The organism is Bacteroidales bacterium (genome assembly GCA_023228145.1).
Lineage (GTDB): Bacteria > Bacteroidota > Bacteroidia > Bacteroidales > CAIWKO01 > CAIWKO01.
The window spans coordinates 11,894-28,082 of the sequence record JALOBU010000027.1; the positions used below are offsets into that span (position 1 = coordinate 11,894).

Annotated in this window: 10 protein-coding genes; 6 read left to right on the forward strand and 4 right to left on the reverse strand. The window is 38.8% G+C overall.

What is annotated here, in order from left to right; translation table 11 throughout:
* The first annotated feature begins 10 nt into the window (after positions 1-10).
* From M0R16_11370 to M0R16_11390, 5 genes are all read left to right on the forward strand, one after another.
* Positions 11-3,958 carry an N-acetylmuramoyl-L-alanine amidase gene (locus M0R16_11370; protein ID MCK9613470.1) on the forward strand — a complete coding sequence of 1,316 codons (3,948 nt, stop codon included), beginning with the start codon at positions 11-13 and terminating at the stop codon, positions 3,956-3,958.
* Position 3,959: 1 nt separating this feature from the next.
* Positions 3,960-5,099, forward strand: a complete 1,140-nt coding sequence (locus M0R16_11375; GenBank protein ID MCK9613471.1) for an iron-containing alcohol dehydrogenase — start codon at positions 3,960-3,962, stop codon at positions 5,097-5,099.
* A gap of 101 nt (positions 5,100-5,200) precedes the next feature.
* Positions 5,201-6,862: a trypsin-like serine protease gene (locus tag M0R16_11380; protein ID MCK9613472.1), complete on the forward strand. Its 1,662-nt coding sequence runs from the start codon at positions 5,201-5,203 to the stop codon at positions 6,860-6,862.
* Between the two features lie 7 nt (positions 6,863-6,869).
* Complete coding sequence (locus tag M0R16_11385; GenBank protein ID MCK9613473.1) at positions 6,870-9,614, forward strand: PKD domain-containing protein; 2,745 nt, start codon at positions 6,870-6,872, stop codon at positions 9,612-9,614.
* Between the two features lie 65 nt (positions 9,615-9,679).
* The gene (locus M0R16_11390; protein MCK9613474.1) at positions 9,680-10,759 is read left to right on the forward strand and encodes a CofH family radical SAM protein; all 1,080 of its coding nucleotides are present in this window, start codon (positions 9,680-9,682) and stop codon (positions 10,757-10,759) included.
* A 2-nt stretch (positions 10,760-10,761) separates the two neighbouring features.
* On the opposite strand, the gene M0R16_11395 is transcribed toward M0R16_11390, so the two are convergent.
* From M0R16_11395 to M0R16_11410, 4 genes are read right to left on the reverse strand one after another with little or no spacing between them, the layout of a single operon-like run.
* A complete protein-coding gene (locus M0R16_11395) occupies positions 10,762-11,265 on the reverse strand; it encodes a ferritin family protein (protein ID MCK9613475.1) in 504 nt (167 codons plus the stop codon).
* Between the two features lie 46 nt (positions 11,266-11,311).
* Positions 11,312-12,322 carry an RluA family pseudouridine synthase gene (locus tag M0R16_11400; protein ID MCK9613476.1) on the reverse strand — a complete coding sequence of 337 codons (1,011 nt, stop codon included), beginning with the start codon at positions 12,320-12,322 and terminating at the stop codon, positions 11,312-11,314.
* Positions 12,323-12,333: 11 nt separating this feature from the next.
* Positions 12,334-14,250: a T9SS type A sorting domain-containing protein gene (locus tag M0R16_11405; protein ID MCK9613477.1), complete on the reverse strand. Its 1,917-nt coding sequence runs from the start codon at positions 14,248-14,250 to the stop codon at positions 12,334-12,336.
* Complete coding sequence (locus tag M0R16_11410; GenBank protein ID MCK9613478.1) at positions 14,243-14,989, reverse strand: PASTA domain-containing protein; 747 nt, start codon at positions 14,987-14,989, stop codon at positions 14,243-14,245. The genes M0R16_11405 and M0R16_11410 overlap by 8 nt, the downstream gene beginning before the upstream one ends.
* A gap of 200 nt (positions 14,990-15,189) precedes the next feature.
* On the opposite strand from M0R16_11410, the gene M0R16_11415 reads away from it, so the two are divergent.
* On the forward strand, positions 15,190-16,182 hold the full coding sequence (locus tag M0R16_11415) for a D-alanine--D-alanine ligase (protein MCK9613479.1): 993 nt from the start codon (positions 15,190-15,192) through the stop codon (positions 16,180-16,182).
* Positions 16,183-16,189 lie beyond the last annotated feature (7 nt).

A 16,189-nucleotide genomic window follows, 5' to 3' on the forward strand; every position in this document is an offset into this window, starting at 1 on the left:
AATTATACGCATGAAAAAATTTATATTTTTTTTATTATTTTTATCATCCATGTATCTAGCTGCACAACAAAAAGATGATAATTATCCTTATCGGGAATTTTTTGAGGAGGCTTACCAAAAATTTCCTGAGATTCCCCGGGGCGCGCTTGAAGCTATAGCTTATACAAATACTCATATACGCCATATAAATCCTTTAACAGAAGAAATAAGTTGCACGGGTATGCCTGGGTTTTATGGAGTGATGGGTCTGGTATTGGACGGCAAAGGGTGGTTTCGTGAAAATCTGAAAACGGTGGCCTACCTGTCGGGTTATAATTTAAATGATATTATCATTGAACCGCGCTCTAATATTCTTGCTTATGCAGCAGCGTTTGATAATGTTCTTTCACAACAAAAAAGTAATGGCGATGTCGCTTTAAAAATTTCCCGGGCTTTGATTCATCTTAGCGAATTAAATATTGAAGGGCTTTCCGGCATAAGTGATTATACTATGAATTTATACATTTATGCTATCTTTCGTTTTTTAAACGAAAAGTCTAATCAACAACAATATCTTTTTCCAGAATACACTATTAACCTGAAAGAATTTTTCGGGGAAGAAAATCTTAACATATTTTCTTCAAAGCGGGTTAATATTTCAAAAGAAAAAGCCGTTGATGAAGAAGGAAATGTGTATGTTCCTGTCTTTTTATCCGGCCCCTGTCCGGATTACAACCAGCCAAACTGCACCTGGATAGAATCTCCCAATCATTATACAGGCTGGAATGGATATACTGTTTCCGCTATCGCCATACATACAGTTCAAGGGTCCTACACAAGTTGTATCAACTGGTTTCAAAACCCTGATGCCAATGCTTCAACTCATTATGTGGTGGCGTCCAATTCTAGTTATGCTGGACAGGTTACTCAAATGGTTAATGAAAACAATGCAGCCTGGCATGTTTTAAGCGAAAACTGGTATGCCATCGGTTACGAACACGAAGGATGGATTGATGACCCGACATGGTACACGCCTTTGATGTATCAGACTTCAGCAGCCCTCACGCGGGATGTTTGCAACGACCATAATATAAATCCCCTGCGGACTTTTTGCAGAGAAACCCTTGATGACGGCACACAGTTAGATAACGGGCTTCACCCTCTGGGTGGAGAAACGGCTTGTGTCAAAATAAAAGGGCATCAGCATTTTTATAATCAATTACATACCGACCCGGGGCCAAACTGGGACTGGGAATATTATTACAAGCTCATAAATAACTCAACGCCCGTTACAACCTTAATCTCTGCATCGGGGAATTTTTATGATAGCGGAGGAAGCTCGGGAAACTATGGAGATGATGAGCGTTTGTTCTGGCTCATACAGCCTCCCGGAGCTTTGAGCGTGACATTAACATTCTCACAATTTAATGTTGAAGCAGATTACGATTTTCTTTATGTATATGATGGACCCAATGAATTTGCTCCGCTCATAGGAAGATACAATACTATCAGCCCCACAACAATAAGTTCCACAGGGGGTTCGCTTTTTATTGAATTCCGTTCCGACTGTGCAACAACAGCATCCGGCTGGGTTGCAAACTGGACGTCCACTCAAACGGATACAGAAAATCCTTCTACAAATATCAGTGCTTTACCTCCATGGGTTAATAGTGATTTCACGGCTACTTTCAACGACACAGATAATCCCGGCGGCAGCGGTGTAAGTGACAAATATTACCAGGTAATCGACTTTAACGGAGCTAATTGGTATGCCAATGTTCAGAACGGTTTTTTCAATGATAATTTTGATACAGCTTTGAACGCAGACTGGGACATTGCTGATTCTCTGGGAATATGGAACGTAAGCAACGGATATCTAAATCAAATATATACAGGTCCTGACAAAACAAGGCTTTCGGCTTATGTTTCCCAGGATTCAAACCATACATGGTTGTATCATTGGCAGATGGCTTTCAATGCGGGAAGCAACAGGCGCGCCGGGATATATATCATGTGTTCTGATTTTGCACAATCATATCTTGGCAATGCATACATGATTTGGTTTCGCACCGATGACGATGCTTGCCAATTATACACGGTAAAGGATAGCATTATTTCATCAAACCTTACCAACGATCCCTGTACTATTAACGATGGCGTATGGTATGATTATAAAGTAACTTATGAGCCTTTAACCGGCATTCTTAAAGCTTACCAGAATAATGTGATGATTTCCACTTTTACCGACCCCCTGCCTCTGCATACAGGAATTGGCGTTTCATACCGCACAGGCAACGCCAGTGTGATGTTTGATGATTTAAAAGTTTATAAATCACGTGATGTTTCTATATTAACAAAGGTGGGCCCGGCCAACACGAAGGATGTCCGTTATCAGAGTCCTGATAATGCAACAGAATCATGCCGGATAAATTCTGTAGTGATTGATGAAACAAACAACTGGTCGGCTGTGGCTTCTGCTAATGTCAGGGTTGATTGGACATCTCCGGAGACCGAAGTAAATGCATTGCCTTTGTGGCAAACATCGGATTTTACGGCAACATTTTCTGATAATGATGTTCTGAGCGGTTTTGAAACCGGATATTATCAGGTAATAGAAAACCAGAACGGAATATGGGGCACTAATGCTTCGAGGGGATTTTTTGCTGATAACTTTGATGTGCTTGATACAATTAACATATGGAATATACCCGTATCCTCGGGGATCTGGAGCCTGAGCTCCGGATTATTGCAGCAAACCGATGAAGGGGTTTATAATTCCAACTTTTATACACCACTTAATCAAAATTTATCAGATAAATACCTGTATCACTTTAAAGCAAAGGCAGAAGGTTCGGGTACCAATCGCCGTTTTGGGTTTCATTATTTCTGCGACAGCGCATCGCTCTCCAACAGAGGTAATTCATATTTTGTGTGGTTTCGTTTAGAATATCAAACACTGGAGTTTTTTAAAGTAATTAATAATAGTTTTTCCTCAGCAAAAAAAATAATTTCCAATGTGAAAACCATACCCGGACAATGGTATGATTTTAAAATTATTTTTGACCGGACATCGGGAAAAACCGACGTGTACCGGAATGATACCCTGCTGGGTAGTTGGACAGATTCCACGCCACACACAAACGGGAAATATATTTCCTTCCGCAGCGGAAATTCAAAACTTAGTGTTGACGAAATTAAAGTTTACCGCTCAAGAAGTAATGCCGTTAATATAACCGTTGGCTCGTCATCTGATAATGACATCCGTTATGAAAATCAGGACCCTGGTACATTTTCAGCAAAAATAAAATCAATAGTTGTGGATAGCGCCTCCAATATCTCCCCCATTTATTATTACTATCTGAATGTTGATTTTTCACCTCCGTTAACAGTTTTAGTATCCGATGGAAATGATGCGGATATAGACACGACTTTTATTCCAAATACACTCAGCGCCCATTGGAGTGCATCGTCTGACAGTAATTCTGAAGTTGTAAAATACTGGTATGCGATAGGAACAACTCCGGGAGCTACAGATGTATTAGGCTGGACAGATAACGGAATAAATTTATCGTTTACACAAACAGGCCTTGTCCTGAATGATTGTCAGGTTTATTATATTGCAATCAAAGCCGAAAATGGTGCCGGTCTTTTTTCTGAAACTGCAGTTTCAGACGGGCAATTATACCTGATATCCACAGTGATTGATAAAAATAAAGATAATATATTTTTTACGCTTGCACCCAATCCCTTTAAAAAAGAAACATATGTTTCTTTTTTAATACCTTCGGCTGAAAATATCAAAATCTCTCTTCATGAACGCTCAGGCAGATTGGTTGGAATATTGCACAACGGCCCTATGACTGCTGGGCATCATAAACTGGTTTTAAACAAAGAAAAAATGAAACTCGTCAGAGGCATGTATTTTCTTAATTTTGTTAGTTCCGGAAAAAACCTCACCACAAAAATAATTATACTGTAACATGGAAAACTTTGTAATAAATAACCCCACCTGTCTTCATTTTGGCAGAGGGGTAATTCAAGAATTGCCGGCCGTAATAAAAAAATACGGGAAACGTGTGCTGTTGGTATATGGAAAAAATTCAATTAAAAATAATGGCATTTACCAGGATATTATCAAACAACTTAAAACAGCAGGAGCAGAAATAGTAGAATATTCCGGCATCAAATCCAACCCGGTTATCAGCGATGTTGATGCGGCGGCTGCAACTGGAAGAAAAAACAACGTGGAGATGGTTGTCGCTGTCGGTGGGGGCAGTGTTATTGATTCCGCAAAAATAATTGCTCTGGCAATACTGCTAAAAAATAAAGCCTGGGATTTGTTTGAATATAAAGTAAAGCCCACTGGCGCCCTTCCGCTGATAGCGGTGTTAACACTTGCAGCGACAGGTTCGGAAATGAATGCTTTTGCTGTAGTTCAAAATGATGAAACCAAACAAAAACCCGGATATTTCAGCCCATTTATTTACCCCAGGCATTCATTTCTGGATCCTGAATACACCTTGTCGGTTCCGGCAAATTATACAACTTATGGTATTGTAGATTTAATTGCTCATGCATTGGAGGGTTATTTTGGTAAAGGTGAAACCTCGCTCACCGACAGATTTATTTTTTCAATTATCAAAGAAGCCGTTGAATACGGTCCATTGTTATTGGACAACCTTAAAAATTACATTTATCGTGAAAAAATAATGTTTGCCGCCACTTGCGCTTTGAACGGAATGACTGCATTTGGAAAAAGAATGGGCGATTGGGGTGTTCACAGCATAGGACACACCTTATCCGTTCTTTATGATATTCCTCATGGTGCCTCCCTTTCTGTGGCTTACCCCGCCTGGATGAAACATTTTAAAGAGACCGTTGCAGATAAAATTAAATTGCTCGGCAGGGAAGTTTTGGGGAGCTCTGACACAGGAGAAACAATTGAACAACTAGAATATTTTTTCAAGCATATTCAGGCACCTGTTAGGCTCTCCGAATTTGGACTCAATGGTCAGCATAAAAAAGAAATTATTGAAAATCTTTTACACAATAAAGCCAGTGGCGATAATATTACAATGTCAATAAAAGATTACAACAATATATTTGATTTAATGACATAATTTGTTTTTTATTCAACACAATTATTCAATTGTCTTATATAAAAAACATTTCAAGTATTTTTTCTAAATTTGCACCATCTATTAACTCGAAAAATAATTTCATGAAAAAACTTCTATTTTTTACTTTGATTTTCTCTCTATACTATATGAATATTAATGCGCAAGTAAGTTTGGGAGGAACACCTTTAAGTTTTGATTATCCGAATCTTGAGAAAATAATAGATTTCATATCTATCCCCGCACCAAATCTTGATGCTTTAGCCTCAGAAGATGCAGAACGTGTTGCCAAAAGTGAACCATACCGCATAGGGGTTTCAATACCTGTTGATTTGAACTTGAATAATTCCGGAACGTGGATCAATCTGCCTGATAATAACGGAAGTTTGTGGAGACTTTCTTTACGTTCGGAAAGTGCACTGGCAATAGGGCTAAGTTACAGAGACTTCTTCCTGCCGGAGGGGGCAACGCTTTTTATTTATAATAAAGACAAATCCATGATACTTGGCGCATACACCGAAATCAATAACATAGATAACCGTTCTTTTGCAAATGAATATATTCAGGGCGATGAATTTACTCTTGAATTATTCGTACCTGAAAATCGAGTCAATCAAGTTGCACTGAATATCAGCTCTGTTGAATATTTTTACAGAGGGATTAATTTTCCCAATCAATCTAAATCATCAGACTATTGTGAGGTAGATATTAATTGCCCTGAAGGAGCCAACTGGCAGGATGAAAAAAAAGGTATATGTAAAATTGATATTAAAATTGGTAGCGCATGGTTTAACTGTACGGGTTCATTGATGAACAATACTAAAAATGACTGTAAACCTTACATTTTGCTTGCCGACCACTGCATTTATTATGGAGGCTACCCTTCTGCTTCTGATTATAATTCCTGGGTTTTCAGATTTCATTATGAGAGAACTACCTGTGGGGGCTCCACAAATGCCGCTGTAAAAACAATGACCGGATGTGCTCTGAAAGCTCATGATACATATGGACAAACATATACGGGTTCTGATTTTTGTTTGGTACAATTAAATTCAACAATTCCTACTACACATAATGTTTATTATAACGGATGGGACAGGTCAACTTCTGCAAGTTCAAGCGGAGTCGGAATTCATCACCCTTCGGCAGATGTAATGAAAATCTCCACATATACTACAACCCTGACAAATTCAAATTATGGTACTACACATTGGAAGGTGTATTGGGCAGCTACAGTTACCGAGCATGGAGTTACCGAAGAAGGTTCTTCCGGTTCTCCATTATTTAACAGTTCCGGCAGAGTTGTAGGAACTCTTACCGGTGGCTCGTCTTATTGTTCCACTCCTAACGACCCGGATCATTACGGAAAATTTTCCAAACATTGGGATGCAAACGGAAGCGTTCCTGCCAAACGCCTTAAAGACTGGCTGGACCCAACACCATCCACAGGAGTTACTTATGTAAACGGTATCGCCACCTGTAATTCGGCAGGTATTTTTGAAAATTTCCCACAAGAAGAAAAAATACAAATCTACCCTTCTCCTGCCAACGATGAGATATATTTGAATTTTTCTGTTGTCGGAAATAAAATTGAAAATGTAATTATCTACAACATCATGGGCGTTGCTGTAAAAAACACCCCCCTGCTCATTCTTGAAAACGGGAAAGCATCAATAAATATCAGCGACCTGAGTGACGGCGTTTATTTTCTGACAGCCCAAAATGATAAAGTCATCTTTAAAGGCGACTTTATAAAACTAAAATAATTTTTTCATGAAGAAGCTATTATTAATACCGGCTTTTGTTTTCATCTCACTAAGTTGTAAAGCGCAAATAAGCCAGGGCGGGTCTCCTTTGAGTTTTAGTCTGCCTGAAATTCCTCAAACATTTGAAACAAAAATATTACAGCAGCCTGACATGAATTTTATTGGCATGGAAGATACTGATGATGAAAAAAACGGAGTATTAAGAAAAATAGCACGTTCGGTTTCCGCTGACATTAACCTGAATAATTCCGGCACATGGGAAGTGTTATCTGATGGCAACAGGATATGGCGCCTTAAAATTGTTTGTAAAGATGCCCTGGCACTTGGTGTATATTATAACAGATTCTGGTTGCCCGATGGTGCAAAATTATTTTTATACAACGAAAATAAATCTCAGGTTTTAGGTGCTTATACCAAAGAAAATAACCACGAATCCGGTTTATTTGCTAATGAACTGATAGCCGGTGATGTGGTCATTCTTGAATATTTTGAGCCTGCAAGGACACAGGGAGCCTCGATAATTCAAATTTCAGAGATTGCATATGTTTACAGGGACTTTAACCCAAGAAACGGCGAAAAAGATTTTGGCGAGTCAGAAAGCTGTGAAGTTAATATCAATTGTTCAGAGGGGGCTAACTGGCAGGATGAAAAAAAAGGTGTGGCGCGTATCATGATTAAAGTTGGGTTTAGCTATGGCTGGTGCACAGGCACCCTGCTAAATAACGAGCGGGAAGACTGCACTCCTTATTTTCTAACTGCAGATCACTGTGGGGAGGGAGCGTCCACAGCAGATCTGAATCAATGGGTTTTTTACTTTAACTATGAAGCACCAGGATGTCCAAGCCCTTCTACAGAACCAAGCTCTAATACAATGACTGGTTGTGCCTTTAAATCTTCGGGAGGAAATGGCGGCAGTACAGGTTCTGATTTTTACCTTGTGCAATTAAACCAGACACCAAGTTTTAATCCTTATTATAACGGATGGGGCAGAAACGACAATCCCAGTTCCAGCGGCGTCAGCATTCATCATCCTTATGGAGATATAAAGAAAATTTCCACTTACACAACAGCATTAGTATCATCCACATGGCAATCTGTACCCAACACACATTGGAGGGTAGTTTGGGCAGCTACGGCTAATGGGCACGGGGTTACAGAAGAGGGTTCTTCAGGTTCGCCCATTTTTAACAGCAACGGACAAGTGGTTGGAGACCTTACCGGGGGAGGCTCTTATTGCAATACGCCCACACAGCCCGATCTTTATGGAAAATTTTCATATTCCTGGGACCAAAATGGAACGACACCGGCTACCAGATTAAAAGATTGGCTTGACCCTGATGAAACAGGTATCACAACGCTGAATGGTTTTTACTGCGGCGGAGGCACAGCTCTTAATGCTAATTTTTCCGGTACGCCAACATCAATTCCTGTGGGAGGTACTGTTGACTTTTCAGACTTATCTTCCGGCAGTCCAACATCGTGGTCATGGACTTTTACCGGAGGAACTCCTTCATCTTCCGCAACACAGAATCCAACAGGTATTCAATATAATACAGCCGGCATTTATCCTGTATCCTTAACCGCAAGTAACGCAACCGACACGGATACAGAAACAAAAAACAACTACATTACCGTAGGGGACCCTCCTCCAGCAGCAGATTTTGTCGGCAATCCCACAAGTGTTCTTGTTGGCGGAACCGTCAACTTTACAGATTTATCGGGAGGCAGCCCCACTTCGTGGTCATGGACTTTTACCGGAGGAACTCCTTCATCTTCAACTTTACAAAACCCCACAGGAATACAATATAATGCTCCCGGAAGTTATGCCGTATCCCTCACAGCAACAAATGCAAACGGCTCTGATACCGAAACCAAAACAGCATATATCTATGTTGGAAATGAACCCGGATTAATACAGTGCGACTCTTTACGTTATCCTCTACCCGGAAATTTGGTTATGTATTCTGTGTATTATCCAAATGGAACTTATGGCTATGTTTCAGGGAACAATGGTTATTCCGACAAAGCAAAGGCAGATTTTTTTACACCCATGGCTCCTTTTACAAAAATTGAAGGCGTATTATTTAAATTCGGCAGAGCAAAAAGACTGTCTTCGCATCATAACAATATTGCTGTTCATGTATGGGATAACTCAGGTCCTGGCGGCTCTCCGGGAAATATTTTGTTGACCGACTCTATTCCTTTTGCTCAAATAATTTCGGATGTTAACAACCACAATTATACTTTTTTTGAATTTTCAACTCCTTTAGATGTTACGAATTCTTTTTTCCTTGGAGTTGTCCTTCCTTCATTGCCGGGCGATACTCTAGCTCTTATGACAAACAAATCCGGGCAATCGTTACCGGGAACAGCATGGGAATTATGGCAAAATGATTTATGGTACCCCTATTCCAATATAAGTTCATGGTCATACGATCTTTCTCACGCCATATTTCCGGTTCTTTGCAACCCTCTTTATTTCAATATTCCCGAAAACAAAAGTTTGAACATTAACATTTATCCGAACCCCACCAATGAATTTGCCAATGTTTCTTTCGGAACAAACTACTATGAAAACATTCGGGTGCGGGTATATAACCTTGTTGGAAAAGAAGTTAAAAACTTTGTATTTAAAGGAAGTTCCACGAATGTAATCCGGATAGACCTTTCAGATTGCCCTGCAGGAGTTTATATGTTGAATATTCAAACTGATAACTTCACGACAGGCAAAAAAATTACTTTACTTAAATAAATTAATAAAACTGTCATCATACTTTCCGGCAGTTTATTCGAATGACAAACCAGCTTGAATATTACTTGGAAAAGAATTTCATTAAAGGCAAAGAGAATATCTCTATCGCAAAAAAAATTCTTGACGCAAAACAGATAAATGTTGATGATTGTTATTATCTCTATAAAAAAGCTGATACAGGGTTTCTGGCTTTACTCGCAACTTATGTTAGGCATAAGAAAAACAAATCGAAAGTTTTTTTTATCAGAAACACACATCTGGAGCCCAGTAATATTTGTGTCTATAATTGTAAATTTTGTTCTTTTAATGATAAGTCCGGAATTTTAAAAGGCTGGAATCATTCATATGACACGATAATGCAAAAAGTTGCACAAACAAATAAAAACATTAAAGAAATTCATATAACCGGCGCCTGTCATCCTGATGCCACACTGAAATCTTTTATTGAACTCATCATGCTGGTGAGGAATATTTTACCTGAAGTCCATATTAAAGCTTTCTCTGCTGCAGAACTTTTTTATGTTTGCAATAAGGAAAAAATACCTTACGAAATAGGGATAAAAACATTAATTAAAGCCGGGATAAACTCTATCCCTGGCGGTGGCGCCGAAATTTTTGACGAAAAAATAAGGAAAAAAATCTGTCCGGAAAAAGTTTCTTCTGCAGCGTGGCTAAAAATTCACAAAACAGCACATCAATGCGGATTGTTTTCAAATGCCACCATGCTTTACGGCCATATTGAAAATTTTAAACACCGCATTGACCATATGTTACTCTTAAGAAATTTGCAAACCGAAACATCCGGATTTAAAGCTTTTATTCCCTTAAAATACAAAAAAAACAATACCCTGCGTATTCAGGAAACTACCCTTTTGGATGATATGCGGAATTATGCCATTGCAAGAATTTTTCTTGATAATTTTCCTCATCTCAAAGCTTACTGGCCTATGCTTGGAGAAGAACAGGCTCAGCTCTCTCTTTCTTTCGGAGTGGATGATATAGATGGAACTATTGACGATACCACAAAAATCTATAACACGAAAACAAATAGTAAAAACAGCTTAAGCACCGGGGAGCTTAAACATATTATCAGTCAGGCGGGTTTTAAGCCTGTGCAAAGAGATTCAGATTACCGGACTATATGAGATTAAAAAGGCCAGAAATTATTATCGAACCAAATTTTTTCTTTCAGTTCGTTATCCAGCTCATTTAAAATTTTCACATGACCTTTTTCCCAGTCGGCCAGCCACATAAAGAGCTCTTTTATGCTGACATCAGAAGATCGATTAGCAAATTCGGTATAAACTTCAACGGCTTTATTTTCCATATCTATAGACGCAGAAATAGCTGCGGCTTCATAGCCGGCTCCGCTTATCTGGTTTTTTATTTCCGGCGATAATATCATATTTACCACATTTTCGTCAGACACTTCTGGAAGTGTCTGGTGGTCGGGTTTGCCGGTATTTTTAATACTGCTGTATTGTTTTGAAAGATATTCGGCGTGAAGTTTTTCTTCACTGGCCATTATATTGAAAATGTTTTTTACATCTTCGCTTTTAGTCTGTTCGGCCACATTTTTATAAAATGCTTGTCCGCGGGCTTCCATAAGTATGGCGCTTTTTAAAATTTCCAGAGCTTTTTCATTTTCCATGTTTTAAATATTAATTTGTTTTTATTTTTCAAATACTATAAGTTTTTTAATGAGTAGTAGTGTATAATCTCCATTTATTTATCACAGCTTGCATATCTTCCGGAATTTCTGAATCAAAAAAAACATTTTTCTTGCTCGCAGGGTGCTTAAACCCCAGTGATTTGGCATGCAAGGCCTGTCGTGGTAATTCCTTAAAACAGTTTTCAACAAACTGCCGGTATTTGGTAAAAGTTGTTCCCTTTAAAATAGCATTACCACCGTAAGCTTCATCGTTAAACAACGAATGCCCTATGTGTTTCATGTGGGCGCGTATCTGGTGGGTACGGCCTGTTTCAAGTGAACACTCAATAAGGGTAACATAACGAAAACGTTCCAGCACTTTGTAATGTGTGATGGCTGTCCGCCCGACTTCCCCGTCAGGGTAAATATCCATAATTTTCCGGTTACGGATGCTGCGCCCGATATTGCCTTCAATAGTTCCCTGCTCTTTATCAAAATCGCCCCAAACCAAAGCAACGTATTTTCTGTCAATGTCGTGTTCAAAAAAGCATTTCGACAGCACAGCCTGGCTGCGCTCATTTTTTGCCACTACCAGTATTCCGGAAGTGTCTTTGTCAATGCGGTGCACCAGCAGCGGCTGTGCTTCACTTTCCTGAAAATAATATAGTAATGCATTTAACAAAGTACCGGTATAATTTCCGTAGCCGGGATGCACTACCATGCCGGCAGCTTTATTCACTACGATGATATCTTCATCTTCAAAAACGATTTCAAAAGGTATGTCTTCAGCTATCAGTTCAAATTCGTGGGGCGGGTGGGGCATTACCACCGAAATAATATCTCCGGGTTTTATTTTATAACTGGACTTAACCGGCTTGTCGTTCACCAGTATGGCGCCCGCATCAGCAGCACTTTGAACTTTGCTGCGCGATACATGTGCAATGCGGTCAGTAAGAAACTTGTCTATGCGTACCGGCTGTTGCCCCGGGTCAACCAGAAAGCGATGGTGTTCATAAAATTCTTGTTCATCATCAGGTGAAACCTTGTGCTCCTGCATGAAGTATGTGTTTAACGAGTAATCACCAGTTTTTCTGTAAAAACCTTTTTGGTATTATTGTCTGAAAGACGTATCATGTAAACGCCTTTAACTAAATCTGAAACATTTAACTGCCTTGTAAAAGGAACATTGAATATATTCCTTCCCAGAAAATCAAAAACTTCAATAGTCAATTGCCCGGAGTTGTCGGAATAATCGGAAGGCAGGGTAATATTCACAATTCTGGTGCTAGCAGGGTTTGGATATATAGAGAAATGCAAATCTTTTTCAGGATTTTCATGTACGCTTAAATACTGTTGCCATTTTTTCCCCAACAACGGCCTTATCATCAAAGCCCCGTTAAAAGAGGAGTTTACCCAACTTCCTCCCACATTATAAAACATGTTTGTTTTTGCATTGTTGTTTCTGTCAAAACCCACATTCAGATTGTTATCTGTAACCTGTTGCCAGCCGACATAAAAAGTTCCTTCAATGAGCAAAGTTGTATCACTAAATACGTAAGTACAATATTCATTAATACTATCCGTAATGACCGGTTGTTTTTGCGGTGATTTATAAACGAGGGTTTCGGGGTTGAGCGACGACCATACCATCAGGTTAAAATATTTACTTGCTGTGGAACTGTATGTTTGATTAAAATAAATCTGTACGCCACCCAGTGTGTCAGGTTGATTCAGGTTAAATTTATAAGCAAGCTTTGAGTTTTCGCCTGAAAGTCCGTATCCGTTTTCTGCAGAACCATCGTCGTAAGCAAAATAATTATTAAACTCCTGTATGTATCTTACTGTGTCGTTTAAAAGTATTTCGTCGGTCCATCCATTGCTCGACAGCATATGCGTTATCGAAAAAGCAGTTTTTTCCATTCCAGCCAGTGAGGGCAATGAAAAATCTACAACCGGCGAAGTATGTAATTGATAGTTATGATATCCGTTAGTAATAAACGGGAGAATATCCCATACCCCGCCCGACTTTGTATAGGTGAAAGCACCTCCTATTTCGTTCACAACATATTGGCATGAAATGTTGTCAAGCACATTATTTAGGTTACTGATTTTTAAATGAAGCGTGTCTGTGAGTTCCGAGTCGTTAAACTGCCTTATGGGCATTTGTTGGTAATTTTTAAGTATGGCGGGAGCCTTGTCGACAAATGTTACATCGGCAAAAACAGTATCATTTTTACTGCGTTCTGTATTCAGATACACATAATCAACATTCCACTGGTCAGCATTGCTTTGCCAGCTGGGCATACTGAAGGGGGCAATGCTGGCATAATTTTTAAAACGGAATTTAAAGCCTTTCTGTATATATGTAGTATCGGTAATAGGTATCATAACCTGCTTAAAGTATGTATTATATTTTGTCAGGAATGTGTCAAGTTTCATACCCTGCGAAGCCCATATTGTATTCCACTCGTCCAGATGCGGGGAATAAAATTCAAGAACAAGAGAGTCGTCTGTTTCCGGAGCATCGGCATTGCCCTGTGGTTGATAATAAAAACTAAAATATATGGAATCGGCAGCGGTAATGGCTGTTGGAGTTCCATTAAATAGTGAATCAAGTCGTATCGGCAATGATGTCAGAACATCGGAAATAAAGGGCGTAGTAGTTGCATTAGGATATACGGCCCCTGTGTCATTTAAAACATCAAAAGTGGCAACTCCCAAGCTCGGAGGATTGATAGAGTATCCGCTATTAATGAAAACATCCCTGTCTTCCCACAAAGTGTCACTGGGAAAAACACTTTTAACACCTGAAAAATCGTCCACAAAAGGCAATTTTGCTTCTGTTGCCTGTTTAATAACATTGATTTGTTCAAGGTTTTTTGGTAATAATTTGGAATTTATATAGATACCGGTTAAATACTCCTGTGCGTTAAGAGTACAGCTTATGACGACTAAGACAACAGGGATTATGAGCTTTTTAATCATCGGTATTGTTTTTATTATTAGTAAAATCATATTTTTTTTCTGAGCGGTACCATACATCCACTGTACCTCCATACTGAATAGCAGTATTGGCTTCAGGCCTCTGTTTGTAAACTCTTGCAACGGTAGTATCATTACCGTCTAAAAAAATTTCATTCCCGATATTCAAAGAAGCGCTTTGTAATATAGATAATACCTGGTTTTGCTTTTTACCAAACAAGTCCGGGGCTTTTGTGCTTTCATTATCTTCTCCCTTTCCCAATACCAAATCAATGCTTGAGCCTTTTTCAATAAGTGTTCCTTCTTTAATGTCAGCGCCTTTGAATTTCTGGCGCAGAACAGCATTGTGAGCGATGTCGGGGACATAGGTCAGTGAGCCAGCTTTCAGCCCGTAAGTTTCAAGCATGGACAAAGCCTGCCGCATAGTCAGGTCAATGAGGTTAGGCATATTTACCTGTTCGGGATTCAGTGCAACAACCGTGAGGTATATTTTTCTGTTTTTTTTAACTTTTGTGCCCGGCAAAGGATCTTGTTTTATCACACTACCCTTGGGCTGAGCATTATCATACAAAGAATCGTTTATTATATATTTTATGTCATGGTCAGAAGCAAAATCTTCAAGGTCAGCAATAACAACGCCGTAAAAATCAGGAACAATGATGTAACTTCCATGACGTGTATAAGCATTAAGCAATTTTAAAGATACCCATATAATCACCACCGTTAGTACAATGGCTATCATGGTGTGTCGTAAAAAAATTTTGCTTTTTAAAAATTTAAGAAAGCCCATGCACGTAAAAAATTTATCAGGTAAAAAACTGAATGAGTGCGAATTATTAACTTTTTTTACATTAAAATATTGTAACCGCCTGCAAATATAACAAAAAAAGGACGATACATAAATCACAAATTCTGGTTAAATTTGCGCAAAATAATAAGTGTATGAAGAAAAATATTGCGATACTGGCCGGGGGATTTTCTGACGAGTATGAAATTTCAATTAAAAGTTCCCGTATGCTGATAAATAACATTGATAAAAAAAAGTATAATTGTTATTTAATTTGTATCACGCGCTTAAAATGGGTTTATATTGATGAGAAAAACAAAGAATACCCTGTTGACAAAAATGATTTTTCCGTAAAGATTGGTAAAACAAAAATAACTTTCGATTGCGTTTTTAATATCATTCATGGTACGCCCGGTGAAGATGGAAAAATTTTAGGATATTTTGATTTGCTTGGTATTCCATATACTTCAAGCAACCACTGTGTTTCTGCGTTTACCTTTAACAAAGCGTATTGCAATAGTATCGTTGAATCCTTAGGTGTCAGCGTACCCAAATCCGAGCATCTTTTCAAGAGAGATAAATATAATATTAAGAAAATTATAGAAAAAATTAAGCTTCCGGCATTTGTAAAACCATGCAATGGCGGCTCAAGTTTCGGGACTTCTAAGGTAAAAACCACGGGCGAAATGGAAAAAGCCATACAATTGGCCTTTAGTATTGATGATGAAATACTTGTTGAAGAATTTATTAACGGTACAGAAATAACCTGCGGCCTTTTCAGGTTTAAAAACCGCATGATGGTTTTGCCTGTTACAGAAATAGTCCCAAAAACAGATTTTTTTGATTACGAAGCGAAATATAAAGGAATGTCGGAAGAAATAACTCCGGCGCGTATCTCACAGAATGAAGCCAATTTGTGTTCGGCAACTTCTGTTTTTTTATATAACAAACTAAACTGTGAGGGGGTAGTGCGTATTGATTATATTATTACCAAGGGAGGAAAAATGTTTTTTCTTGAAGTGAATACTGTTCCCGGGATGTCTGATGTAAGTATCGTCCCCAAACAAGCAAAAGTCTTTGGCTATAAACTCCCCGAATTGCTTGATATGCTTATCGAAGAGGCGATGAGCTGTAAAAAAAATCTTTAACAACAGA

Coding starts and splice junctions, on each gene's coding strand:
- M0R16_11410 (MCK9613478.1), bottom strand. CDS start 14,989: ATGATAGCCATTGTACTAACGGTGGTGATTATATGGGTATCTTTAAAA.
- M0R16_11370 (MCK9613470.1), top strand. CDS start 11: ATGAAAAAATTTATATTTTTTTTATTATTTTTATCATCCATGTATCTA.
- M0R16_11415 (MCK9613479.1), top strand. CDS start 15,190: ATGAAGAAAAATATTGCGATACTGGCCGGGGGATTTTCTGACGAGTAT.
- M0R16_11405 (MCK9613477.1), bottom strand. CDS start 14,250: ATGATTAAAAAGCTCATAATCCCTGTTGTCTTAGTCGTCATAAGCTGT.
- M0R16_11400 (MCK9613476.1), bottom strand. CDS start 12,322: ATGCAGGAGCACAAGGTTTCACCTGATGATGAACAAGAATTTTATGAA.
- M0R16_11385 (MCK9613473.1), top strand. CDS start 6,870: ATGAAGAAGCTATTATTAATACCGGCTTTTGTTTTCATCTCACTAAGT.
- M0R16_11380 (MCK9613472.1), top strand. CDS start 5,201: ATGAAAAAACTTCTATTTTTTACTTTGATTTTCTCTCTATACTATATG.
- M0R16_11375 (MCK9613471.1), top strand. CDS start 3,960: ATGGAAAACTTTGTAATAAATAACCCCACCTGTCTTCATTTTGGCAGA.
- M0R16_11395 (MCK9613475.1), bottom strand. CDS start 11,265: ATGGAAAATGAAAAAGCTCTGGAAATTTTAAAAAGCGCCATACTTATG.